Annotated in this window: 17 protein-coding genes; 10 read left to right on the forward strand and 7 right to left on the reverse strand. The window is 48.6% G+C overall.

All coding sequences use genetic code 11. The features are described from left to right. Nucleotides 1-45: 45 nt before the first annotated feature. A complete protein-coding gene (gene purL, locus A3750_RS22150; RefSeq protein ID WP_068548840.1) occupies nucleotides 46-3,948 on the reverse strand; it encodes a phosphoribosylformylglycinamidine synthase in 3,903 nt (1,300 codons plus the stop codon). 192 nt (nucleotides 3,949-4,140) lie between these two features. Between purL and mltF the strand changes: the two genes are divergently transcribed. Continuing rightward, a complete protein-coding gene (gene mltF / locus A3750_RS22155; protein ID WP_068453616.1) occupies nucleotides 4,141-5,556 on the forward strand; it encodes a membrane-bound lytic murein transglycosylase MltF in 1,416 nt (471 codons plus the stop codon). Here mltF and A3750_RS22160 read toward each other — a convergent pair. Beyond that, nucleotides 5,553-6,161, reverse strand: coding sequence for a phosphoribosyltransferase (locus tag A3750_RS22160; RefSeq protein WP_068548841.1), 609 nt, complete (start codon nucleotides 6,159-6,161; stop codon nucleotides 5,553-5,555). The two genes, mltF and A3750_RS22160, sit on opposite strands and share 4 nt — an antisense overlap. Nucleotides 6,162-6,264: 103 nt before the next feature. On the opposite strand from A3750_RS22160, the gene A3750_RS22165 reads away from it, so the two are divergent. Continuing rightward, nucleotides 6,265-6,843: a phosphoribosyltransferase gene (locus A3750_RS22165; RefSeq protein ID WP_068548843.1), complete on the forward strand. Its 579-nt coding sequence runs from the start codon at nucleotides 6,265-6,267 to the stop codon at nucleotides 6,841-6,843. On the opposite strand, the gene A3750_RS22170 is transcribed toward A3750_RS22165, so the two are convergent. Then, nucleotides 6,840-7,316: a regulatory protein RecX gene (locus tag A3750_RS22170; protein WP_068548846.1), complete on the reverse strand. Its 477-nt coding sequence runs from the start codon at nucleotides 7,314-7,316 to the stop codon at nucleotides 6,840-6,842. The two genes, A3750_RS22165 and A3750_RS22170, sit on opposite strands and share 4 nt — an antisense overlap. 176 nt (nucleotides 7,317-7,492) lie before the next feature. Between A3750_RS22170 and A3750_RS22175 the strand changes: the two genes are divergently transcribed. Then, nucleotides 7,493-10,354 carry a DUF349 domain-containing protein gene (locus tag A3750_RS22175; RefSeq protein ID WP_068548848.1) on the forward strand — a complete coding sequence of 954 codons (2,862 nt, stop codon included), beginning with the start codon at nucleotides 7,493-7,495 and terminating at the stop codon, nucleotides 10,352-10,354. Nucleotides 10,355-10,401: 47 nt separating this feature from the next. Here the strand turns inward: A3750_RS22175 and A3750_RS22180 are convergent, their stop codons facing one another. Next, nucleotides 10,402-10,665 (reverse strand): late competence development ComFB family protein, encoded by a 264-nt coding sequence (locus tag A3750_RS22180; RefSeq protein WP_068451563.1) that lies wholly within the window; start codon nucleotides 10,663-10,665, stop codon nucleotides 10,402-10,404. Between the two features lie 197 nt (nucleotides 10,666-10,862). Here A3750_RS22180 and A3750_RS22185 point away from each other — a divergent pair, with 197 nt between their 5' ends. The 5 genes from A3750_RS22185 (at nucleotide 10,863) to A3750_RS22205 (ending at nucleotide 16,349) form a co-directional block, all read left to right on the forward strand. Continuing rightward, nucleotides 10,863-12,977, forward strand: coding sequence for a carboxy terminal-processing peptidase (locus A3750_RS22185; RefSeq protein WP_197475238.1), 2,115 nt, complete (start codon nucleotides 10,863-10,865; stop codon nucleotides 12,975-12,977). Nucleotides 12,978-12,983: 6 nt separating this feature from the next. Next, a complete protein-coding gene (locus A3750_RS27035) occupies nucleotides 12,984-13,766 on the forward strand; it encodes a helix-turn-helix transcriptional regulator (RefSeq protein ID WP_231871920.1) in 783 nt (260 codons plus the stop codon). Between the two features lie 66 nt (nucleotides 13,767-13,832). Next, on the forward strand, nucleotides 13,833-15,113 hold the full coding sequence (locus tag A3750_RS22195) for an MATE family efflux transporter (RefSeq protein WP_197475239.1): 1,281 nt from the start codon (nucleotides 13,833-13,835) through the stop codon (nucleotides 15,111-15,113). Between the two features lie 30 nt (nucleotides 15,114-15,143). Next, nucleotides 15,144-15,512: a translation initiation factor Sui1 gene (locus tag A3750_RS22200; RefSeq protein WP_068548852.1), complete on the forward strand. Its 369-nt coding sequence runs from the start codon at nucleotides 15,144-15,146 to the stop codon at nucleotides 15,510-15,512. Nucleotides 15,513-15,698: 186 nt separating this feature from the next. Next, nucleotides 15,699-16,349: a glutathione S-transferase family protein gene (locus tag A3750_RS22205; RefSeq protein ID WP_068548854.1), complete on the forward strand. Its 651-nt coding sequence runs from the start codon at nucleotides 15,699-15,701 to the stop codon at nucleotides 16,347-16,349. Nucleotides 16,350-16,365: 16 nt separating this feature from the next. Here the strand turns inward: A3750_RS22205 and A3750_RS22210 are convergent, their stop codons facing one another. After that, entirely contained in the window at nucleotides 16,366-17,703 is a 1,338-nt protein-coding gene (locus A3750_RS22210; protein ID WP_231871921.1) for an L-serine ammonia-lyase, read from the reverse strand. Between A3750_RS22210 and A3750_RS26520 the strand changes: the two genes are divergently transcribed. Both A3750_RS26520 and A3750_RS22215 read left to right on the forward strand, forming a co-directional pair. Further along, a complete protein-coding gene (locus A3750_RS26520; RefSeq protein WP_197466258.1) occupies nucleotides 17,693-17,854 on the forward strand; it encodes a hypothetical protein in 162 nt (53 codons plus the stop codon). The genes A3750_RS22210 and A3750_RS26520 overlap by 11 nt on opposite strands. A gap of 24 nt (nucleotides 17,855-17,878) precedes the next feature. Further along, on the forward strand, nucleotides 17,879-20,065 hold the full coding sequence (locus A3750_RS22215; RefSeq protein ID WP_068548856.1) for a penicillin acylase family protein: 2,187 nt from the start codon (nucleotides 17,879-17,881) through the stop codon (nucleotides 20,063-20,065). A 61-nt stretch (nucleotides 20,066-20,126) separates the two neighbouring features. On the opposite strand, the gene A3750_RS22220 is transcribed toward A3750_RS22215, so the two are convergent. Together A3750_RS22220 and A3750_RS22225 are read right to left on the reverse strand one after the other, a co-directional pair. Continuing rightward, nucleotides 20,127-21,194 (reverse strand): hypothetical protein, encoded by a 1,068-nt coding sequence (locus A3750_RS22220; RefSeq protein ID WP_068548858.1) that lies wholly within the window; start codon nucleotides 21,192-21,194, stop codon nucleotides 20,127-20,129. Between the two features lie 165 nt (nucleotides 21,195-21,359). After that, nucleotides 21,360-22,091 carry an SGNH/GDSL hydrolase family protein gene (locus A3750_RS22225; protein ID WP_068454971.1) on the reverse strand — a complete coding sequence of 244 codons (732 nt, stop codon included), beginning with the start codon at nucleotides 22,089-22,091 and terminating at the stop codon, nucleotides 21,360-21,362. Nucleotides 22,092-22,251: the final 160 nt, after the last annotated feature.

Consider the following 22,251-nt stretch of genomic DNA (forward strand, 5'->3'; position numbering starts at 1 on the left):
TTGTTGCAGCAAGCTCACGCAGGGAGCGTTAGCCGTTACTCCCGTTTACTTAAAGAAGGCTCTCGCATTCTCAAAGATACGCAGCCAAGGCGCTCGCTCTTCCCAATCCGATGGATGCCAGGAATTTTGCAGAGTACGATACACGCGTTCAGGGTGAGGCATCATAATCGTTACGCGACCATTCTCGGAACAAAGGCCGGTCACCCCTTCTGGCGAACCATTCGGATTGAATGGATAGCTTTCTGTCGCAGCGCCGTAATTGTCAACATAACGCATCGCTAGCTGACCACTTTCAATCAACGAAGGAATAGCGCTCTCTGAGCCGAACTCCGCTCGCCCCTCTCCGTGCGCGATCGCAACCGGAATACGAGTGCCTGCCATGCCATCTAGCATCACCGATTGCGATTCAAGCAACTCAACCATAACGAAGCGAGCCTCAAACTGCTCAGAGCGATTACGAACAAAGTGCGGCCAGTGTTTTGTTCCGGGAATGATCTCTCGCAGGTTCGACAGCATCTGACAACCGTTGCACACGCCCAACGCCAAGGTATTCTCACGCTCAAAGAAAGCCTGAAACTGATTCTTCACCTGCTCATGGAAGAGAATCGATTTCGCCCAGCCTTCGCCTGCACCGAGCACATCGCCATAAGAGAAGCCGCCACAAGCCACCAAGGCATTGAAATCAGCCAGCGCAACTCGACCACTATTCAAATCACTCATGTGGACGTCTTGCGCCTCAAAACCTGCCTTGGTGTATGCGGCCGCCATTTCGATTTGACCATTAACACCCTGCTCACGCAGCACTGCAACTTTAGGCTTCGCGCCTGTATTGAAATATGGCGCGGCAACATTCTCGTTAACATCAAAGCTCAGTGCCGCGTGAAGACCTGGGTTCTTCGTATCCGATAATGCGTCGAACTCTTCTTGTGCGCACTCAGAGTTATCGCGCATGGACTGAATCCGATAACTCGTCTCGGACCAAATCTTCCAGTAGTCGGCTCGATTCGCACTCAAGACTTCCGCGCCATCAAAAGTAAATTCAATACTATCGCGGTCGTTTGGAGACCCAATGACTAAAGTATGTTCACCAAGCCCTGCGGCATTAAATTGCTGAAGCACAAACTCTGTATCTTCAGCACGCACTTGAATCACCGCACCTAGCTCTTCATTGAATAGCTCACGCGCAAAATGAGAAGCATCTTCTGCAAGCATATCTAGCTTCACATCAACACCAACATGGCCCGCAAACGCCATTTCACACAGCGTGACGAATAATCCACCGTCAGAACGATCGTGATAAGCCAGCAGCTTATCGTCACCGATCAATCCCTGAATCACGGCAAAAAACGCTTTTAGATCTTCTGCATCATTTACATCAGGGCATACAGCGCCAACACGATTATAAACCTGCGCCAAGGCAGAGCCGCCAAGTCGGTTTTGGCCGTTAGCCAAATCAATGAGAATCAAATCCGTTGCATCTGAGGTAGCGTGCAGCTGAGGCGTGAGCGTTTTACGAACATCACTCACAGGCGCAAAACCCGAAATAACCAGCGACAACGGCGAGACAACCGCCTTTTCACCCTGCTCGTCTCTCCATACGGTCTTCATCGACATCGAGTCTTTGCCAACCGGAATCGATATGCCCAGTTTAGGACATAGATCCATACCCACAGCTTCAACAGCTCGATATAGCTTCTCGTCTTCGCCGGTATGTCCGGCCGCCGCCATCCAGTTAGCGGACATTTTGATATCAGAAATCGATGCTATTTGCGCCGCAGCCAAATTCGTTACGGCTTCACCAACCGCCATACGGGCGGAAGCGGCGGCATCGATAATGGCAATCGGTGTACGCTCGCCCATGGCCATCGCTTCGCCGGTATAACCCTCTAAATCAGAGGCAGTCACCGCAACATCTGCAACGGGTACCTGCCAAGGGCCCACCATCTGATCTCGGGCCACCATACCGGTAATGCTACGATCGCCAATGGTAATCAAAAAGCTCTTACTCGCCACGCTAGGCAAACGAAGCACGCGCTCGGCAGCTTCTTTAATATTAATCTGTGTTGAATCAAATACTTCTTTGAGGAATGCGGCGCTTTCGACGCTTCGATGCATCTTTGGTGGCTTGCCAAACAGTACCGACATAGGAAGATCAACAGGCTTGTTATTAAAATGCGGATCTTCAACGGTCAACTCGTCTTGCTCGAGCGCTTCACCAACAACCGCATAAGGGCATCGTTCACGAGCACAAATCGCTTCAAAACGCGCTAAATCTTTTGGCTCAACGGCCATAACATAGCGCTCTTGTGACTCGTTACACCATATCTCGTGCGGCGCCATACCGGGCTCATCATTGGGAACTTGTCGCAAGTCAAAACGACCGCCGCGCCCTCCATCTTTTACCAACTCAGGAAACGCATTTGAGAGACCGCCAGCGCCCACATCATGAATGAAGGCTATTGGATTTTCGTCACCCAGCTGCCAACAACGGTCGATAACCTCCTGACAACGACGCTCCATTTCTGGGTTTTCTCGTTGAACAGATGCAAAATCCAAATCGGCGTGGCTTGCTCCCGAGTCCATAGATGACGCAGCGCCGCCACCCAAGCCGATCAGCATTGCGGGGCCGCCCAATACAATCAATTTGGCACCAACAGAGATCTCGCCTTTTTCTACGTGATCCGCGCGAATATTTCCTAAACCGCCGGCAATCATGATCGGCTTGTGATAACCCTTAACCTCTGTCTGCGCGCCGTAACTGACTTCTTGTTCAAAAGTTCGGAAATAACCTGCAAGATTCGGTCGACCAAACTCATTATTAAAAGCAGCGCCTCCGATCGGCCCGTCAATCATAATGTCGAGCGCAGAACATATTCGCTCCGGCTTGCCGTAATCTTTTTCCCAAGGCTGCTCAAAGCCTGGGATTTTCAAATTAGAAACAGTAAAGCCCGATAAGCCAGCCTTTGGCTTAGATCCTTTACCCGTGGCGCCCTCGTCACGGATCTCGCCGCCAGAACCCGTTGAGGCGCCGCTAAAAGGAGAAATCGCCGTGGGGTGATTGTGCGTTTCCACTTTCATGAGGATATGAATGTCCTCATCATGCGGCTCATACACCTTGGTTTCAGGATTCGGGAAGAAGCGCTTACCTTTGTGCCCAACGATAACCGATGCGTTATCTTTATATGCGGAAAGGACCTTTTCGCCCGCTAAGGCATTGGTATTTTTGATCATAGCAAAGAGCGATTTCTCTTGTGCTTCGCCATCAATATCCCAAGACGCATTGAATATCTTGTGCCGGCAGTGTTCGGAGTTCGCCTGCGCAAACATCATCAACTCAACGTCTGTCGGGTTGCGATTTAGATCAATAAACGCTTTCGTTAAATATTCAATTTCATCGTCTGCGAGCGCGAGACCAATTCGCTGGTTCGCTTTTTCCAAGGCATCTTGCCCATAGGAAAGAACATCTACTGTGCTCAGTGGCGCGGGCTCTGACTCGCGGAACAATAACTCAGCACCCGCTATCTCGTGAAAGACGGCCTGCGTCATGCGATCATGCAATGCATTGGAAATGAGCGCATGCGCATCGCTATCGAGTTTGCCTTCGACCCGAACAAAGTAGGCGATACCGCGCTCGATTCGTTTGATCTTGTCTAAACCGCATTCAAGAGCAATATTCGTTGCTTTACTGGACCATGGAGAGATCGTTCCCAAGCGCGGTACGACAAGGAACAATTTACCATCAACAGATTCGACATTTGCCTTTGGTCCGTAGGTCAACAAGCGGTTTAGCACGTTGAGCTCGTATTCCTCAAGCGCCTCTTTTACATCCACAAAGTGCATGAATTCAGCGTAGACTGAAGCGACATTCTGATTGAGCTGTTGGAGTTGGCCTAAAAGGGAACGTTGCTTAAACGGAGATAAAGCGGGAGCGCCACGAAGTTCCATCATAGTATTGGCTAGCCTCTGAGCGGGTAAACGGGTAGAAGAAAGGCGCGTATTCTACTGCAAAGGCCATACCCTGTTAACTATAAACATACATTAGTATTTACGCTCGCTCTAATGCTCTGCATTATCTATACTCATTATTCAGTAATTTGAACACTCGTTTCCAAAAGAGTCCTTTCGAATCAAGGCTTTAGATTGAAACCTCTTAACCATTCAATATTTATCCTTCTCATCTTGCTCAGCGCGATGCTCACTGCATGCGGCAGCCCTACCGAGCTTGAGCGGATACAAACGCGTGAAACCCTGCATGTTATCTCTCGTAACGCTCCCGGAATTTACTACGAGGGCCGCGAAACTCGGGAGGGCCTAGAGTATGAATTAGTCTCGATGTTTGCAGAAACGCTTGGCGTCGAGCTTGACTTAAAAGTCGCCGGAACACGCTCTCAGGTTCGCTCGGCGCTCGACAATGGCTATACCAATATGGCCGCAGCCATGATGATGACCAATGAGTCGAATACCGAACGCTATCTTTATAGCGATAGCTTTCTCGAGGCGACGCCCGTCATTGTCTATCGATACGGTTCAACTCGCCCACGCAAGACGAGCGATTTAGTCGGAAAAAGCATCGCTGTAGCGATTGATAGTCACTTGTTATTGGAGCTTGAAAGACACAAGCAGGAGCTACCAGATCTTAAATGGAAAGCCATCAACGAAGATACCGAAGACCTCATTCGCATGGTACAAGATCGCGAGGTCGATTACGCACTGGTCTATTCGCTTGAATTGCAACTTCACCGCGCATTTTACCCGCGCGTCAGAAAAGCCTTTGAACTCGGAGATCCAAAGGGCGTCGCGTGGTTTTTCCCAAATTCTACTGACAAGTCCCTTCTCGAGGCGGCCAATGCATTCATTAGCCAGATCAAAGACGACGGCACTCTGATGTACCTCACCGAACGGTATTATGGTCATTTAGCGCAATTTAACTATGTTGGCGCTCGAACCTTTATACGGCATTCCAAACAACGCCTACCAAAATACGAAGACGCCTATAAGAAGTATGCGGAGCAATATGAGACAGACTGGCGCTTAATGGCGGCTATGGGCTATCAGGAGTCACACTGGCGGCCTAACGCCGTATCGCCAACCGGCGTGCGCGGCCTGATGATGCTAACGCAGGTTACAGCCAAGGAAATGGGTATAAAAAACCGTCTAGATCCACTCCAAAGCATCAAAGGCGGAGTAAAGTACTTCGCCCGCATTCACAAACGCATTCCAGATAGCGTGCCCGAACCGGATAAAACCTGGTTTGCGCTCGCATCCTACAACGTGGGACTTGGGCACTTGGAAGATGCGCGTATCCTTACCGAAAAAGGCGGCAAAGATCCAAATAAATGGGCCGATGTAAAAGAGTTTCTGCCACTGCTTCAGCAAAAAAAATACTACTCAAAAACACGCTATGGGTATGCCAGGGGCTCCGAGCCCGTCATCTATGTGCAAAACATTAGACGCTATTACGACGTTCTCCGCTGGATTGACGACGGCAAGCAGAAAGAACGACCAGCCACCACGCCAAAATTTCAGGAACAGCTAATTCGTTATCGGCAAAATTAAAAGTCCAGTAGCTTTGGCCTCAAATAGGGTACGACCCAAGGCTTGTGAGCCTTGATTTCATCTAGACTCAAACCGGTTAACTCATAGGGCAACACTAACCAGTCGTCTGTTTTATGCAGATAAAAATCGGGCACCCGCCCTGTTTCGCTATGCCCTTCTTTGTAATAAGGCATCGCTATTCTCGTATCGCTGGGCATGTTTCGTTTTGCTTTATTGCTCAAGCGCGCAATTACCGCTTCAATATGTCGACCAGTGCGAAATACATCATCGACAATCAACAACTTGTCGTCGTGATTCATGTTCTCAAGCAGATACTGTATCCCGTGTACACGAATATCCTGTTTTTGATCGAGAGCGGTAAAGTATTGCTGCATACCCCGGTATGAAGTTCTGATCGCTATATGATCCGTTCTCAAGCCAAGCGTCTGAAGGCATTCCTGAACATAAATTCCAACCGTTGAACCTCCTCGCCAAATACCGACAATAAAATCAGGCCGAAAACCACTCTCGTAAATCATTACCGCCAAGCGATAGCTGTCTTCGACGAGACTCTTTTCTTCTACATAGCGCTTTGTTTCGACTCTCGCCTGAATATCCGAGCTCATTGCAAACAACCTAGGGCCATCGTTAGTAGGGTCGTTCAGCTTGCAAAATCTTTGTTAAAAAGTAAATAATCGGACCCACTTACCAGCTATTGAGACGAGTAACTTGGCGATTAAAACCTATATCGGCGCACAACAACTTCTCGAAGATTCCTTCCGCCTCGGCGCCCAAGTATTAGACTCGAATTTTCGCCCAAGCATCATTATTGCGCTATGGCGTGGTGGAACGCCTATTGGAACCGCTGTTCAGGAGCTTCTCGAATATCACGGCATCGAAACAGATCACATCGCTATTCGTACGTCATCCTACACGGGTATCGACGGCCGCTCTTCAGAGATTCGCATTCATGGTATGAGTTATTTAATCAAGCATGTCCAACACACAGACCGCTTGCTTATTGTCGATGACGTGTTCGACACAGGGCACACCATCAAAGCCGTGATCGACCACCTAAAGAACCATGCCCGAAGGAATGCTCCGGCGGAAATTAGAGTCGCCGTTCCGTATTACAAACCAACACGCAATCAGACCGACATTAGCCCTGACTTCTACTTGCACGAAACAGAAGAATGGCTTAAGTATCCGCATTCTCTGGAAGGCCTGAGCAAAGATGAGATAGCCCAGAATCGCCCCGAACTGTTTGAAATCATCAAAGACCATTTGCATCCCGACAAACCGGACTAATCTTCAGAGGGCTGCATAGCGTAATGAATCTGATCACTACTAAACCCTCGACTGTACAAAAACCGCTGTTGTTTGGCGCGTAACTTTTGATCATCACCAGGATCATCCAGCCCGAAGCGCCGCTCTCTCACTTGTCGAGCCAACTCAAACCAATCGATATCACATGCCTCAAAAGACAAAGAGACTAACTCGCTATCAACACGTTGCAACTGCAACTCCTGACGCACACGCGCAGGGCCTTGCCCTTTTGCAGAACGCGACCGAATCAACATATCGACATAACGCTGCTCGGACAAATACCCAAGTTCAATCAATTGAGTCGTGATTTCATCAAGCAGCCTCGGATCAACATCCGGAGCGTGACGGCGGAGCTTTTCGCTGAGTTCATGTACCGAATGATCCCGTCTTGATAGCAAATCAAGCGCTTTGCTCTTCAAATCAGTGACCAAGGTTTTGTCTTCAGATTCTTCCACTACATTGCTCTTAAAGTGATGAAATTAGGGCTTTTAAATAAACGCTTCTTTGCACACAAATTCAAGGGTAAACTAATTAACTTGCCGCGCAAAAACATGATAAGAATACGCGCACTCCAAGAACAAATACTATCGCGAAACCACTATGGCTCGCGTTCGAAAAAGCAGGGACCCTCATGGCCAGTTTTTTATCAAAGCTTTTTAAGCCCAAGTGGCAACACGCCTCATCAGAAGTACGCAAAAATGCTATTGCAGACCTGAATTCAGCCAACAACGAAGAGCAACAGACGCTCGTCCAGCTTATGCTCAATGATGCGGCAGCAGATGTTCGTATTGCTGCGCTTAAACGACTCTCAGACCCAGCAACGATTATCAAGCACTACGCTTCCTTAAAAGAAGAAGACAAATCGCAAGCGCTTGAAATCACAGCAGAACAAATCAAGCAGTTAGGGCTAAGTCTGTTTGATTTAATTCAAAACGACCAACTATTGGCTGAAATTATCATTGCCTCCGAGTCGCAAAATGACTTTATGAACGGTTTAGCTCGCTTGCAAGATGAGCAAGCCCTTCTGGCAATCGCAAGCAAAGCGAACCTTAGCCGCGTGCGCCAAGCTGCGACCGAACTCATCGAAACGGAACAAAACCTTCAACAGGTCATTGATGTTGCGCGCTCAAAAGACAAAAACGTTTTCCAAATTGCCAAAGCGAAGCTAAGCGCCATCCGTGAACGCAAAAAACTCGCCCAAGAACAACGCGAACAACTACTCACTCTGTTGAGCAACCTACGCGAACACGCAAGTACAGAGGATACTAACCTGTACAGCGCGAAACTAGAGAGTCTTACTCAGAAGTGGGTAACGCTGAGTGCGATCGCCACTGAAGACGAGACGAACCAGTATCAAGATCTCTTCTACCAATGCGATGTTCGCTCAAAACAACTTGCCGAAGAGTCAAAAAATAATGCGAAAACGGAAGACAACGAGAACGAGGTTGATCCAACGCAACCAAATGATCGCGAATCGAATTCGGAGCATTCTGAGCTGTCTGCCACGTTACACACTCTAAACGACACGCTTGATCAGTTACGAAAGAGAGCCGCCTCGGCGCAGGAAGTATCGGCTATTGATGCGATTATCAAAACCCAAGAAACGCGCTGGATCGAGTCAACAAAAGCACAATCGATCGACAAGCTGACAGAGAAGACATACAACACGGCAATGGGGCTTTTACGTCGCTATCACAACGCCCTGCAAAAACTGACTCAGCAAAGCCCTGCGCTTGAGTCGCTCTTGGATTCAAAAAACGAAGATAGCAAAGAGCAGTTAGGTAAGATCATTGCCAAGATAGACTGGCCAGAGAATTTCGAACGCCCAGATGTACTTGCGCGCGCCATGCAACAGATCGCGAGTTCTAAAGCGAATAAAGAAGCGGAAAAACAGCGACAAGATGAGCTCGAAAATCAATTGGAGCGCCAGCTGATGAAACTGGATGCGTCGTTGGAAGAAAAGCAACTCGCCTCCTCCAAAAAACAAATGCAGTTAGTGCGAAAAACATACGGCCAACTCGACAAACGCCGCCAGAACAAACTTGCGGCAAGCTTAAAGCTCAGAAGCGCCCAGCTAAACGAACTGCGCGATTGGCAAGGCTTCGCGGCTTCGCCTCAACAAGAAAGGCTCTGTGAGGCCATGGAACAACTGATAGAACAGCATCTTGATCCTCAGGACAAAGCCGCGAAAATAAAGAGTCTGCAAGACGAATGGAAATCTCTTGGAGGTGCGCAAGATCAAAGTTTGTGGGAACGTTTCTCTTCAGCGTCAGATACTGCATTTGAGCCATGTGCCGAGTTCTATTCCCAGCAAAGCCAGGTGAAATCAAACAATTTGGCGAAAAGAGCGAAAATGCTTGAGGAATTGAGTGCTTTCGTAGAACAAAACAACTGGGAGAATCCAGACTGGAAAGGCGTCGAGAAAATCAATCGCCAGGCGCGGAACGAATGGCGCGATGCCTACCCGGTAGATCACAAGAAAAGCCGCTCACTACAAGAGAAGTTCAACGCCGTACTTGAAAAGCTCGATGAAAAACTCGCTTCAGAGCGAGCGCGAAATTTGGCCTTGAAAGAAGACATTGTCGCGCGCGCCCAAGCGTTGGCTGAGAGCGACGATTTGAACGCCGCCATGCAAGGCGCCAAAACCTTACAGAACGAATGGCAACAAGTGGGCATTACAGAGCACAAGAAAGATCGCGCTTTGTGGAAAGCATTCCGTAAATCTTGCGATGCAATTTTTGAACGTCGAGACGAAGAACGCAATAAGGCAAAAGATGCAGAGAAAGAGCAGCGTAACGCTGCTCGATCAGCGCTCGACGCTGCGAAAGAACTGGTGAAAGAGCCTTTCAGTGAAACAGCTGATGCAGAATCTGCACTCGCGCAGTTACGAAAAGAGATCAAGCAACTTGGTGACCTCCCTGCAAAAGAGAAAGCCCGCCTTTACGATCAATACGACAAGCTCATCGCGCAAGTGAAGGTGCAATTGAAGGGACTAGGCTTTCAGCAAGTCATCAATAAGTGGAGTGAAGCAGAGCGGAAAGCGGTACTTGCGTATACGGCATTCGCTCAGGGTGAGCTGGACGCGAGCAAACAAGAGTTTGTCAGCACAATGCGTTTAGATAAGAGTCTAGAGTCGCACTTCAAACGTTTTTGGCAGGATCTGGGAAATGGAAAAGTAAAACCCTCTGACGAAAACGCCGTGAAAGAGCTCTGCATACGTTGTGAGATTGCCGCGGGTGTTAGCTCCCCAGAACAAGATCAAGAGCGAAGAATGCAGCTTCAGGTTAGCCGTCTATCAGAGGGCCTGAGCAGCGCTGGGCATCAGAGCAGAGAAGAACAGTTAGAGGCGCTACTGACGAACTGGTATGCAGACATGCTCATCAGCAACGAGCTGCGCGAAGTTTACGAAAGACGTATTAAAGCATGTATCTCGGCTGTCTTTGGTGCGCATGAAGCGACAACCCAAGAATCAAGCAAGTCTGCACTAGCTTAATAATCAAGCTTCGTACGCTTTGCCTGAAGAGGTTAAGCGTACGAGCGCTAGTTCTTCACGCCTTTAATAAACTTAATGGCTTCCGTAACAGACTCCCTGACACTAACCTCTAGCTCGGCGCGCTCGTCATTACTCATATAAAACGCTCTGTCCACGCTATGCTTGATGTATTTTGCAGGCACCTTGTTTAACGCCAAGCACGCGATGTCACTTAGTTGCTCTTCTGTGCATGACTCGTTTTCTAGCTGCGCGGCCATCTCTTGAACGATTAAGCGCTCGTTATAATTAAAAATACTATCTAGTACAGACATCACTCTTTCCTCTAAAAACATTGCAATCAGGGAACATGTTGCATTAAAGCTAGTCTACAAATTAGGAAACGAATCGCTAAGTTTCAAATCTGAAACGACACAGCGCACGTTTACCCATAATATTTGGCAACCTTTGTGGCGGCTATCTGGGCTATAACATACAATTCTTAGGGTCTATGAGTGAAAAGAGTGAAGTGATGAAATTTATACACGTACTAGTCGTCGCCATATCGTTGTTGTCGTTCGGCTCTGTTCACGCAGCGCAGGAGAGTCTCGATGACCTACTTGCACAAGCGCAATCGACCCCAGAACTATCTCCTGAAAAATCTCAACGAGAGGCGAGTGTTCATATCGCGCGCTCTCTGCTACTTAGCCATTATCGAAAGCAAGATATCGATCGAACATTGTCAGAGCGTGTGTTCGATCATTACCTCGACTCACTCGATAGCCAACGACTCTACTTTCTCCAGTCAGACATTGAAGAATTTGCACCCTACCGCACTCGCCTGCATGGCGCGTTAAAGACAGGCCAATTAGAGCCTGGCTTTAAAATGTACAATCGGTATCAAGAGCGCGTCATCAAGCGCGCTGTCTACAAAATTGAGCTCCTCAAAAACGACCTCAAAGATATGGACTTCGAAAATGACGAATTCATCCTGTCTGACCGATCAGAACTTCCTTGGGCGACGACGGAAGATGAACTTCGCGACATATGGCGTAAGCGGGTGAAAAGCGCCGCGCTCTCTTTAAAGCTTTCAGGCAAATCACTGGAAGAAGCCGCCAAGACACTCCGTACCCGCTATCAATCGCAGCTAAAACGCGCCTTGCAAACCCGAAGCGAAGATGCATTTCAAGCTTACATGAATGCGTTCACCACCCTTTACGACCCGCACACTAACTATTTTTCCCCACGCCTGTCGGAAAATTTTAATATCAACATGAGTTTGTCACTTGAAGGCATTGGCGCCGTTTTGCAAGCGGATAACGAGTTTACAAAAGTAGTTCGTTTGATTGCTGGCGGACCTGCACAGCAACAAGGCCAGCTTGGCCCTGCTGACCGCATCGTTGGCGTTGCCCAGGGCGAAGACGGCGACATGGTCGATGTGGTCGGCTGGCGTCTTGATGAAGTTGTCGAGTTGATTCGTGGGCCCAAACACTCAACAGTCCGCTTGGAAGTTATCCCCTCAGAAGCAAAAGTAGATACCGAAACACGACAAATCGCCATCGTCCGAGACAAAGTAAAACTTGAAGATCAGGCTGCGAAGAGCAAACTGATCGAGACTCAGCGTAATGGAGTCAAAAAGCGCGTTGGCGTAATCGCAATCCCAACGTTCTATGCCGATTTTCAAGCCATGCAAACGGGCGACCCAAATTACAAAAGCACTACTCGCGATACCTTAAACCTGCTCAACGAAATGCGGGCAGATGGGGAACTGGATGGGCTCGTTATCGACTTGCGAGGCAATGGAGGCGGCTCTCTCGATGAGGCAAACCGCCTAACAGGCCTGTTTATTGAGGAAGGCCCTACCGTTCAAATTCGAAGTGCCAATGACCGCGTTGAAGTACTCACAGATCCAGATCCAGAACTGGTTTATGGCGGGCCCTTAGTCGTGCTTGTGGATCGTCTTAGCGCCTCAGCTTCAGAAATTTTTGCTGGTGCGATACAGGATTACGATCGCGGCTTGGTAATGGGTTCTCAAACATTCGGTAAAGGCACAGTCCAATCCGTTAGGCCTTTAAATCATGGCCAATTGAAAATTACTCAAGCTAAGTTCTACAGAATTTCAGGGGCGAGCACGCAACACAAAGGCGTAGTGCCAGACATTGAAATCCCAGACATTGTTGACCGCACAAAGGTGGGTGAAGACGCTTTAGAAAACGCACTTCCATGGGATTCAATTGCAGCTGCCGATTACAGCGTCGTCCAAAACAATGCAGGCATAGAGTCCCTGCTAAACGAGAGACATAAAAAGCGCCTTGCACAGAACGAAGATTTCAAAGTCTTGCTCGAAGAGATCGCCCTATTGGAAAAACAACGCAACCAAGCTCAAGTTTCCCTCAAAAGAACCACCCGGGAAAAGGAGATTCAGGAAGCTGAGAAAGAGCAGCTCTCGCTAGAGAACAGGCGTCGAGCTCTTGACGGTAAAGAACCGTATGCAAATTATGAAGCGTGGGAAGAAGATGTCGAAAAGCAAGCTAGCGAAACGCGCAGCGATGAGCTAGAGATTGATTTCATTGTTGACGAAAGCGTGGAGGTCCTGCTCGACTATATCGAAGCGACCGCCCAAGCTTCTATTGCAAAAGCAAGTTAACGCTAGATGACCAAAGAACCTGATCAACCCGGCAAAGCGCAGCTTAGCGAAGACGAACTCGTAGAAGAGCTGCGCAATGCCATTAAGGCTGATCAGGACGCTCGCAGTCAGGGCGAGCGGAGAAAGACCGGTAACTCCGCAAATCCGTCCGAGCAAGATCTTCCAGATCCTTGGGTGAGTGAAGAAGCAATCTCAGGCCTGTTTGAACGCATTGGTAGTGCAGCGGGTCAAGCGGTCCGGTTCGCCAAACGTACAACCGACACATCATACAAAGTCGGCAAAGCGCTCATTCAATCGCAGGATCAGTTAAAACTGATGCTCGCAGCGGGCCAAAGCTTAAAAGACCTTCGAGAGGTTGCTGGCCTCACCGTCAGCGAATTAAGTGACGCCCTGCAATTAAAAGACAAATCACTGCTCGAAGCCGTTGAAAATGGCACGGCCACTCTATCCTTCGAACTCATTCTTCGCTTGAGCGCGCTTCTCGCGCGCAATGATCCTATCCCTTTTATCTTAAAGTACAGCCGCACCTATTCTCCAGAAACATGGAAACTCCTGCACGATTGGGGCGCTGGAAGGCTTCCGCTACAATATCAAAGGGAACGAGAGTTCATTAATATTTATCGCTCACAAGATAACGCGCGCCAATTGAGTGATGAAGGCTTTGCGCATGTATTGGCATTTACGAAAGAAGCATTCAACACAGCCCTGCACTTTGCCGGAGAGCAAGAAGGTATCGCTAAGAAACACGACAGCACTCGAACCACACCCCCACCTAAAAAATCAAAATAAGCCTTGATACAATCTGACCTGACACAGGGCCCTGTTAGCACACATTTAAAACGAATGACCGTGCCGATGATCTGGGGCATTTTATCGATCATGTCGATGAACCTCGTCGATACGTGGTACGTCGGACAACTTGGTACAGAACCGTTGGCCGCGATGAGCTTCACCATCCCCATCGTTTCGGTTTTACTCAGTTTGGCCTTCGGCATTGGTATCGGAAGCTCCTCGTTGATTTCCCGAGCCATCGGTGCAGGCCAGACCAAAACGGTCCGGCTGTACGCAACACAGTCTCTGTTCATCGGTGTCGTGATTGCCGCCAGCTTCGCAGTGCTGGGCTATCAAAACATCACGCCTATTTTTAGAACACTGGGTGCGCCAGTTCATCTCATGCCGCTTATTCATGAGTTTATGGATATTTGGTTTCTCGGAAGCTTTATTGTCGTTATACCGATGGTCGGTAATTCCGCATTGAGAGCAGCCGGGAATACCTTCATTCCCGGTGTCATTATGATGGTGGTCGCAGTTGTAAACATCATTCTCGACCCAATCTTGATCTTTGGTTACTTCGGCTTCCCTGCAATGGGACTAGCCGGCGCAGCGGTCGCCACCATCGTTTCTTACTCGTTTGCTCTCTTCATCGGCTTATATTTACTCACCGTCAGGCTTCGGTTTTTAAGCTTGAGCGATTGTAAGGGACGCATCGTCCAAAGCTGGCTAGATATTCTTCGGCTCGCCATTCCCGCCATTGGCACAAACCTAATCGCCCCCCTTTCCGTCGCTTATGCAACATGGTTGGTTGCCGCTTACGGGACCGACGCTGTCGCGGGCTTCGGCGTAGCCAGTCGCATCGAGTCGCTATGCCTAGTGGTAATCATGGCGATCTCTTCCATTATGGGGCCATTTGTTGGTCAGAACTGGGGTGCTGGGCGTCAAGATAGAGTAGCGCAAGGCTTGCTTCTCACGCGACGATTTAGCCTTGCTTTTTGCTTTGCGTTAACCTTGATCTTACTCTTCTTTAGCAAAGATATTTCTCAGCTGTTCACTGACGACGCAAAGGTGGTCTCTGCCTCGAGTCACTACCTATTAGCGGTACCATGGTCGTATTTTTTTCTCGCTGTGATTATGATTACCTCATCAAGCTATAACGGTATGGGAAAACCGATACCGTCACTTTTGATGTCGTTTATGCGTTTGATAGGGCTCTTCGTACCACTCGCATATTTAGGGTCTATTTACTTTGGCCTAGACGGCATTTACGCTGGCGCTGCGCTGTCAAATCTAGTTGTGGGCTTGGGCGCTATCTATGGCTCCCGCTCGCTAATGCGCCCCGTTAAGCGACTCAGCATTTAAAATAACGTCTAATGTGTATAGGAAAGCGTCATGCCGAAAGCGAAATCTTTTGCTGATCTTGGAGGCCTCGTTTACTCAACTGAGGTAGGAAAAACCTGCCCAAGTTGCAAACAGGCTATAAACAACTGCACGTGCAGCGATGATGAAACACCAGAAGGTGATGGCGTTGTTCGTGTTCGCTACGAGCGAAAGGGTCGCGGTGGCAAAGGCGTTACGTTAATCGAAGGCATTCTCGAGAAGAAAGAGAAGCTTAAGATTATCACCAAAGAGCTAAAAAAGAAGTGCGGTGTTGGCGGCGCGTTGAAAGAACACACAGTTGAAATACAAGGTGATCAGCGAGACTTAATCACCCAGCTACTTTCTGATAAAGGCTATACTGTTAAGCGATCTGGCGGATAGCCTAAACGCTCAATTCTTTTGCGATCGTTGTTTGAGTTAGCTGTTTTGAGCTAGTTGTTGTGAATTAGCTGTTTTGAGTTAGCTGTTTTGAATTAGTTGTCTTGAGCGAGTTGTTTCGAGATAACCCTATTCATGTAAGCCTGCGCTCATCGCCACCCCAACTTCAATTCTGTCAGGAGGACAGGCATGGAACTGATCATTGGAAACAAAAACTATTCATCCTGGTCGATGCGTCCTTGGCTTTTGCTGTCTCACTTTGATCTCGATTTCGAAGAAACGGTAATTCCCCTCAGACAGGCTCGCAGCCATGAGTTGCTCGCAGAATACTCACCAAGCTTTAAAGTTCCTGTTTTAATTGACGAAGAAATGACCATCTGGGAATCCCTTGCGATATGCGAGTATATCTCCGAGAACCATCTGGATAATAGAGCGTGGCCTCAGCGCGCTAAAGAACGCGCCGTTGCACGCGCATATTGCTCAGAAATGCATGCGGGATTTGCGGCTCTGCGTAGCGAACTCCCCATGAACTGTCGCGCCAGTCGCAAGATTAAACTCAGCGAGAAGTGCGAGCATGAAGTTCATCGCATTGACGGTATGTGGCAAGATGCACTCAACCGACATGACGGCGAATGGCTCTTTGGCGAGTTCAGCATTGTCGATTGTATGTTCGCCCCTGTCGTATCACGCTTTGCGACATATGCCATCGAAGTATCAGACACAAGTCACGCTTATATGGACAAAATCCTCACGCTACCGTCAATGCAGCGATGGTATGCCGATGCGGCAGACGAACCTCACGTTATTGCAGCCTCCGAAGCAGGTACAGACCGCGATTAAGCGACCAGCAGCATGGCTAACACTCAACCCAAGATGCAGCGAGCCCCCCAAGAGAGGTCTCTTTGTAATTATCTGACATTGCCAGTCCGGTTTCATGCATCGCTTTGATGCATGAATCCAGAGACATTACGTGCCCAGTCTTTGTTCTCAACGCGAGATCTGCCGCCAGCCACGCTTTCACTGCGCCAAAGGCGTTGCGCTCAATGCATGGCACTTGCACCAGCCCCTGCACTGGGTCGCAGGTCATTCCCAGATGATGCTCCAGCGCAATTTCAGCCGCATGCTCAATCTGCTCAGGGCTGCCACCCTTAACAGCACACAAGCCTGCAGCGGCCATTGCAGCGGCAGAACCGACCTCACCCTGACAGCCCACCTCCGCGCCTGAAATCGAACTATTATGTTTTATCAGTCCGCCAATGGCTGCCGCCGTTAAGAAGAAGTCTTCACGCTGCGACGCCGCTAAACATTGCGAGGATAGACAATGCTGCTCAAAATAATAGAGAACGGCGGGAATCACGCCGGCAGCGCCATTCGTCGGGGCAGTCACCACCATCTGACCATTCGCGTTCTGCTCGTTAACAGCCATCGCATAAGCGCTTAGCCACTCATGGCTTTCAGGCACTGACTCCGCACCTTTAAGATCTTGATAATAGTCACTAGCACGGCGCTGCACCTTAAGGCCTCCGGGTAAGATACCCTGAGTATCCAAACCCTGCCGGACACACTGACCCATTGCATTCCATATATCCGCAATGCTCTCACTCAGCTTCGCTGTCTCTGGCTGACGAACATATTCGTTTTGGCGCTTCATTTCAGAAATCGTGAAGCCAGAGCTTCGTGCCATTTCGAGCATTTCGCTTGCAGAGTCGAAGGAAAAAGGCACATCGATATTGGGAATGATATTCAAAGACTGAACATCCAAAGCACTCTCTGTCACCACAAATCCACCACCAATGGACACATAGCGCTCAGTACAGACAACCGACCCACCCTGCTTCAAGCTAAATGCGAGCGTATTTGGATGGGCGAGTCCAAGGCTCGTTGCCTCCCAATACAACTGCGCATCTGTGTAGCGAATCTCAACACCGTCAATATCTATGCCTTTCCGTTTATGTAAATTATCGAGCAACGCCGGAACATTCTCAGCAACCAAGTCTGATGGAGAATAACCATGAAGCCCCAACATCACCGCTTGATCTGTCGCATGGCCTTTACCAGTAAACGCGAGCGAACCATACAGTGTGCACTCAAGTACCATGCCTTGAAGTCGCGATTGATCCGTTTGCTTCGTTGATGCATGAATAAGCTCGCCTACACGATCTCGAAAAGAAACCGCGGCTAGCATGGGGCCCATCGTATGGGAGCTCGATGGCCCAATCCCGATCTTGAACAATTCTGCGCATGCGATAAACAAAGTCGGCATCCTTGTTGTTGGGTTTTCGTTAGGTTGTCGTTGGGTTGTTGCTGCATTGTTGAATGCGATAAAAGAGAATATAGTGTTTTAAAAAATAATCACAAAGTAGTCGATCATGTTTAAACTGCCTAAAAGTCAAACTATCCGTATCCGAGGGCCTAGACCGAAGAACCTTCGTCTTACCCGAGATGAGCACGGTGTTCCGCACATTCACGCAAACTCAATTGATGATTTAAACTGGGGTCTTGGCTATTGCCAGGCATTTGATCGAAGCATGCAACTCCAGTTCATGCGCATTCTCGGACAGGGCCGCTTATGTGAACTCCTAGACGACACCGAAGATAACCTCAACATCGACCGTTTTTTCCGGCGGATGAACTGGCGTCGCGATGCGAAGAAAGTCATCGGGCAATTAGAGCCAGATACACTCTCTTGGTGTCAGGCACTATGCGATGGAATAAACGCCGGCTTCAGAGCGCGCCGCGTCAGTCTAATGCGCCTACTTAGTGGTGAACCTGAGCCGTGGACCGTTACAGATATCATTTTAATCTTCCGTATGACCGGTTACCTCACACTCGCACAAACTCAGGCCGAATCAGAACGCCTATTCATCGAACTGCTACAAAATGGCGTAAGCGATGAAAAACTGTCCAGTCTTTTCCCTCTTGAAGGACAAGAATATGACCGCGAACTGATTCAGAAAGTGAAGTTACCTGAGCGCATCATTCCATTGGAGCTACTTTGGCAAGCCGCAATACCCCGCATGATGGCATCAAATAATTGGGTTGTCGCAGGCTCGCGAACCAAAAGCGGCGCAGCCATAATGGCGAACGACCCCCACCTCGAAGTTAATCGGCTTCCCAATGTTTGGTACGAAGCAGTACTTAGCTGCCCTGACTACCAAGCCATGGGCTATGGTATGCCGGGCATTCCGGGATTGCTCATAGGCCGATCTTATGACGTCGCATGGGGAGCAACCTACACCTTTGCAGATACGGTCGATAGCTGGATTGAAGAATGCAAAGACGGCAAGTATCGCAGAGGAAAATCATGGCGAAAATTCGAGATGCGAGAAGAGCATATTCTTCGTAAAAAGAACCTAGACCACGTTGAAGTCTTTTATGAAAATCCTCACGGTATTTTGGATGGAGATCCTCAAGAACCGGGTTTCTACCTCTCTACGCTTTGGTCTCCTGCCAATTATGGGGCCGCTGGTCTAAATGCAGCTCGTCAGCTCGTGACCGCACGTAACGCAGAAGAAATGCAGCACTTTAGCGGACAAATAGAGAGCGCTTGGAATTGGGTCATCGCAGATCGTGACAACAACATCGCCTATCAAATGTCAGGCCTTTGTCCGAAGCGCAATAAAGGCTGGAACGGTTTCGTTCCTGGCCTAGGTTGGGACAAGGACTACGACTGGACGGGATTTTACAAACCTTCGGAACTTCCAAACGTACTTAATCCTGAACAAGGTTTCTTTGTTACGGCCAATCAGGATTTAAACGAGTTTGGTACAGCATCACCGATTAATATGCCGATGGCTGACCATAGAGCTCGCAGGATTACCCAGCTGCTCTCTGATGACAAAAAACAAGATATCGCCAGCTCACGCGATATACAAATGGACACCTACTCCCTTCAAGCCGAAGAGTATATGGCGATTCTTGCGCCGATTCTAAAAGAGCACTTCAACGATTGCTTGCTCGCTGAGATTCTTCTGGACTGGGATAAGTGTTACGACCGTTACTCTACGGGCGCTGCATTATTTGAGGCGTTTTATACAGAACTACGCCAATTGGTATTCCAAGATGAGCAAATCAGCCCTGAGTTATCTCGGCATTTGCGCGAACAAACCTGTCTGTTCATTGACTTCTATCAGAATTTCGATCAATGCTTTTTAGACTCAAATTCAATCTGGTTCAAGGAGAAAAGCCAGCACCAGTGTTTTAGTGATGCATTCGAAAAAGCGAAATCCGGCTTCGTCTCGATCACATGGGGAGAGCAAAATCGTTTCAAGTTCACCAACATCCTCTTACAAGGCAAAGTGCCTGAATACTTTGGGATAGACAGCGGTGAGGTACCAATGATTGGCGGACGCGCAACACCGCATCAGGGCCAGCTATACGAGTCAGCAGGCAGAAAAACAAGCTTCGCAGCCTCTGTGCGAATTGCCGCTGACATGAATGAAAGCATGTTGCATACCCGAACGGCTGGAGGTGTATCTGACAACCCCTTCTCTCCGTGGTACATGTCTGAAATTCAGGGTTGGCTAGACGGGACGTATAAGAAGCTAAAACCCTAACAGTACGAAAACCCGCCGTGAGCCTTGAGCATCTCCGCAAACAGGCTCACGTTGTGGATGATCAATTCAAACCGTAAATACGCTGGCGCTCATAGCGCATCATACCAAGCGCTTCTTCTTGCTTGAGCGAGTATGCATTACGATCGTCAAAGTGTTTCAGCCGCAGCAAATCAAGCTCGGTTTCCAAGTCTTCACCCTGATAAGTTGCAACAAGCGCTTCTCGCTCTTCCATGTAGGCATTACCCTTATCCCACATTTCGTCATTCTTTTTGTCCTGCTCTGCCAGAACACCAATGCGGTCTTCAGGGAAACCCAATTGCAAACGCATTTGGTTGATTGTCTCTTGGCGTTCGTCGGCCTCCATCGCCGCTAACTCTTTTTGTACAGAGTCTAACCGGAACACCATTTGGGTCGTCACACTCGCGGTGCCCATTAGTAAACCCTCGGGGGTATCGCCATAATTATCCTGCATAGCGACCTGCATGGTATAAACGCGATCTTCCAAAGGCATATCATAGGCGGTATTCAATTCCGTCATAACCGTTTTGACATTGCGCTCCCGCTGCTGATCTTGAGCGATCTCTTCATTCCAAATTAATCGCGCATCTTCTTCACCAAACAACTCAATGCGCTTGTTCCATACAGTGTTATCTTTGGCCACGGCATTCATATCATTCAAATCGAGATAGCTATCAACCAGCCACTCGTCATATGCATCCATGTTGGCAATGGCGAGCAAAATCTGGTCAGCAAGCTCAGGAAATGCCCGCCTAAGGATCTCTTCAAACATCTGAGAACCTTGCCCCGGAAACTCTGACTCCAAGCCCACTCGCATATCTTTTAAACTAACCTGCACAACGATACTGTTAATGCTGTCAGCAAATTGCGCGCGCATTTTTCTGCTCAGCTGCTCTACGAGCGCATCGGGCGCCATGTTCCCCTTCTTCTTGAGCACCTCGGGTATCGCAGCTTGCTTTATTGCAGCCTTTTGTTCTATCTCAGGCGCCATATTCCCACTACCAAAGGAGCCATCTCTAGCTATTTCATTTTCTGATTGAGACTGAAAGGAAAGATATGTGATGCCACCAGCTACAAACACTGCACTAGCAAAAATTATTATTTTTTTCATCGTTAGTCCTGATTCTTCGAAGCTTACAAAGCTATTTAACCATGCACCAAAACCGCTAGATTAGAACCGGCTCACACCAATTAAAATCATCGCAAATAAAAACGCCCTCGAACGAGGGCGTTTTCTAGATACAGACTTGCTCCGTATCTCTGTCAGATATGTGCCCTATAGAAGCGGGAACAATACTGGCTCAATTTGATTCGCTAGGTTAACTGATCCAGCTGGAGTTGGGTGAATATCGTCACCTTCAACTTGGCTCGCTGGAACCGTGCCGCGTGGATCAACAAACTGGCAGCTTGCAGCTGAGCTCACTTCACATGCATAACCAAGTAAGTCATCACCGTAGTTAAGTGCAGTAGTTAGGTTTGCATTACCACGTGGAAGCTCGTAATAACCCAACCATACAACATTAGCCACACCATCAGCATCGATCGTGTTAAGCAGACTAACCGCGTTGTAGTACTGGTCTTCGATCAGATTGTAGCAAGAACTTGAAGGCCACCATCTCCACCAGTGCGTACGGCAGCCATATGGGTCAAGCAAAGTAGCAGGGATCAGGATGTCGTTACCGCCACCATCCATTAGGATCGTGCTGATGTTGCCATTGTGCGCGTTAGCTGCGTTATATTGCTCTACAACGGATGGCGCTAGCAAACCACCTTGCAACTCGGCACCTGACTGCGTGTAATCACGGAACTGAGTGCCCGCGCGCGCTTCCAATGTTTCTTGGATAACGCCATTCAAATCGAAAATGGAGTCGCCCAGGGTCACGACATCATTTCGACCGTTAACGGTTTCTTCATATGGGTTGCCCGTACAACCAACAACACTAATTGCAACAACCGAAAAGGCTGCCACCTTTACAACTTTAGATACAACTTTTTTTAGATTTATCATTGTTTCTCTCCAAGTTTTCTTTCGTTACCACCAAAAAAGCGGTGCGCAAAAGTTTATCGCAACACTTGTCCACAAATGAGTCAAAAGGCGCACAACTTCGTTAAAAACGGACACATCTGGTTCTTTTCGGCCAGTAAACAATCAAAATAGCGGGCTATTG

Source organism: Oleiphilus sp. HI0079, assembly GCF_001635105.1.

Excerpts from the sequence above, each read along its gene's own strand:
- purL (WP_068548840.1), bottom strand. The coding sequence starts at position 3,948 with ATGATGGAACTTCGTGGCGCTCCCGCTTTATCTCCGTTTAAGCAACGT.
- A3750_RS22160 (WP_068548841.1), bottom strand. The coding sequence starts at position 6,161 with ATGAGCTCGGATATTCAGGCGAGAGTCGAAACAAAGCGCTATGTAGAA.
- A3750_RS22175 (WP_068548848.1), top strand. The coding sequence starts at position 7,493 with ATGGCCAGTTTTTTATCAAAGCTTTTTAAGCCCAAGTGGCAACACGCC.
- A3750_RS22180 (WP_068451563.1), bottom strand. The coding sequence starts at position 10,665 with ATGTCTGTACTAGATAGTATTTTTAATTATAACGAGCGCTTAATCGTT.
- A3750_RS22185 (WP_197475238.1), top strand. The coding sequence starts at position 10,863 with ATGAAATTTATACACGTACTAGTCGTCGCCATATCGTTGTTGTCGTTC.
- A3750_RS27035 (WP_231871920.1), top strand. The coding sequence starts at position 12,984 with ATGACCAAAGAACCTGATCAACCCGGCAAAGCGCAGCTTAGCGAAGAC.
- A3750_RS22195 (WP_197475239.1), top strand. The coding sequence starts at position 13,833 with ATGATCTGGGGCATTTTATCGATCATGTCGATGAACCTCGTCGATACG.
- A3750_RS22200 (WP_068548852.1), top strand. The coding sequence starts at position 15,144 with ATGCCGAAAGCGAAATCTTTTGCTGATCTTGGAGGCCTCGTTTACTCA.
- A3750_RS22205 (WP_068548854.1), top strand. The coding sequence starts at position 15,699 with ATGGAACTGATCATTGGAAACAAAAACTATTCATCCTGGTCGATGCGT.
- A3750_RS26520 (WP_197466258.1), top strand. The coding sequence starts at position 17,693 with ATGGGGCCCATCGTATGGGAGCTCGATGGCCCAATCCCGATCTTGAAC.
- A3750_RS22210 (WP_231871921.1), bottom strand. The coding sequence starts at position 17,703 with ATGGGCCCCATGCTAGCCGCGGTTTCTTTTCGAGATCGTGTAGGCGAG.
- A3750_RS22215 (WP_068548856.1), top strand. The coding sequence starts at position 17,879 with ATGTTTAAACTGCCTAAAAGTCAAACTATCCGTATCCGAGGGCCTAGA.
- A3750_RS22220 (WP_068548858.1), bottom strand. The coding sequence starts at position 21,194 with ATGAAAAAAATAATAATTTTTGCTAGTGCAGTGTTTGTAGCTGGTGGC.
- A3750_RS22225 (WP_068454971.1), bottom strand. The coding sequence starts at position 22,091 with ATGATAAATCTAAAAAAAGTTGTATCTAAAGTTGTAAAGGTGGCAGCC.